The sequence below is a fragment of the Leuconostoc falkenbergense genome (assembly GCF_014634805.1).
Taxonomy (GTDB): Bacteria; Bacillota; Bacilli; order Lactobacillales; family Lactobacillaceae; genus Leuconostoc; species Leuconostoc falkenbergense.
In genome coordinates this window covers 1-2,185 of the sequence record NZ_BMBS01000081.1, presented here as the reverse complement: position 1 = coordinate 2,185, position 2,185 = coordinate 1, and the positions used below count along the sequence as shown (strand labels likewise).

The following is a 2,185-nucleotide window of genomic DNA, read 5'->3' as shown; positions in this document are numbered from 1 at the left end:
CCGCGTATTGACTGGCTGTAATGACTTTAGTCACAGTAGCATTTTGTGTGATTGTCATGCCTGCTTTTTTAGCAGCAGCCACGGACTTATCCAACTCACTATGATCGACATCGACCGATGTTCCCTTTGCGTCAGAATTTTTTGAGTCGTCCGCAAAGATGTTATGGTTATCAAATGGATGGACTAAGCCAATAATTGCAGACGTTGCCACCATTGCCGATACTGCGATTACTTTTGTTGTGCGTTTAATGTTATGTGACATAATAAATATTCTCTCTTCCGATTTTTGGAGGGGTCGTAAATCCCGACCCCCTTTATATGTTTTATTGCAGTTGTTGCTTTAAGCTGCTGTCCAGGGAATTAATTGATTGTTGACCAACTAATTCACCTGTTAGCACGATTCGCTTTTTAGCGGTGAAATTTGTGTAGTGACTCGCTTTAACTTGCTGCCAAAATTCTTGATCTTCTAAACAAGCAATCAATTTAACCTTTGGTTTGCCTGTGTTATCAACAGCTAATTCTTGATTCATCACCCCCACAGCGATACCATAATCCAATTTGGTCGCTTTATAACGGTAAACTGTATGACCGTCAGAGAGATAAATATCTTTCCCTAAAATGGTTTTCTCAGTCATGTTTTGTAAGGCACTAAACTTGGTAGGATGGTATGGCCACACGGCATTATAATCACCCATATTGTGAGCAAATATTGGCACTAATCCAGTTCCAAACTTTAGGTTGGGTGCATTCATGCCCGCACCAATGGCTAAGACGTGGTTACTAGTGCCTTCATAGATTGGCTCACTAATGCTAGAACTTGGCACAGCCACATGTCCACGTAGGATTCCAGCTTGATTGCTTTGGGCTAGTTTCAACATATCTTCTTTGCTAGATAAGCCGCCAGTCCCTGAGTAATCAGGTTTGACACTTTTCTGTGCCGCCACTTGTTTGACCTGACTTGCTTTGACAACAGGTTGTTTCTTTGCTTTCGCAACAGCCTTATGACTAGCTTTTTTCACACTTTGAGCTGTTTGCCACTGCGTATGGTTACCGTAAATCACAGCGCCAGTGACAATTAAGATGCCAAACATGGCTAATAACAGTGTTTTTAGAATTGGATGGTGCCTTTTCAAACGATGGTAATTTGGACGTCTCGGTTGCGCTCTCTTTCGACGGCTCTTGACTTGTTCAATGTTGATTGCCATAGTTCACCGCCTAATTGTCAAACGGGACAACATAATCGTAGCCATCATGATGCACTGTGATGGTTTTGTCTTGTACCGAAACGACTTTAGCGGTGACTGTTTGACCATTGATTGTGGCATCTACGTCTTCACCGACATGGTAGCGATCAGCTAAAGTAGAAGAAGTGTTAGCTTGTGAGCTTGATGAGCTTGATTGACTACTTGAAGCACTTACGTTTGAAGAAGAACCAGCTTCAGATGATTCGGGTGCTAAGGTTACGGTTGCGTTGCCTTCGTTGTGACCACTCGCAGAGACTGCTTTTGATGATTGTGCAGTGGCATCGGTTTTGTGTTGTGCCATCGCATAACCACCAAAGCCCGCACCACCAATAGCCAGAACAGCCAAGAAACCAATCGCCGATGATTGCCAAGCACTTGTTTTCTTTTGTTCAACTTGAGGCTGCTGTATTTGCGCTGCTAACAAAGTCATCAATTGTTGGTTAGTTTCATCATGTGATGTTGTCTTTGGGGCATTTTGAAGCATTTGTAACTGTTGACGAAGTTGGGAAACCTCATCAATATTGACAGCATCTTTACCTTTTAATTGTTGCTCGAGGTTTAGATTAGTTTGCTTCAAAATCTGGACTTGTTGCTCAAGTTCACTGAGGCTACCAGAATGTGTTTTAGCACTTTCTAACTCAGTAGCACTGATCATCGCTTTTTCATGCTCTGATTGATATTGCGACCGCTTGTTACTGATGTCTTCTTCCAGCTTTTGATGCATGTCTAGCAAGGATTGCGTGTTTTGAGCTAATAACTCATCACGCAAAGCTTTAAGACTGGTTAGCGTCTCTGTTTGTGCTTGTGACATCACTTCTGAGACCTGATCGTCCACTGTGACTTGAAGATTACTTTGTAAATCTCTAGAACGTTCTATAAACCAGTTATCCAGCTCTTGATTAACAGATACTTTCAAAGCCTCTAAGTCGCTTACAAAGTCA

At 42.2% G+C, this 2,185-nt stretch carries 1 protein-coding gene and 2 pseudogenes; all 3 read right to left on the bottom strand.

Annotated elements, in window-relative coordinates:
- Positions 1-262 (bottom strand): annotated as a pseudogene (locus IEU71_RS09980) (cell surface protein); the annotation flags it as partial.
- A gap of 61 nt (positions 263-323) precedes the next feature.
- Positions 324-1,205, bottom strand: coding sequence for a sortase family protein (locus IEU71_RS09975; protein ID WP_080534248.1), 882 nt, complete (start codon positions 1,203-1,205; stop codon positions 324-326).
- A 10-nt stretch (positions 1,206-1,215) separates the two neighbouring features.
- Positions 1,216-2,185 (bottom strand): annotated as a pseudogene (locus IEU71_RS09970) (hypothetical protein); the annotation flags it as partial.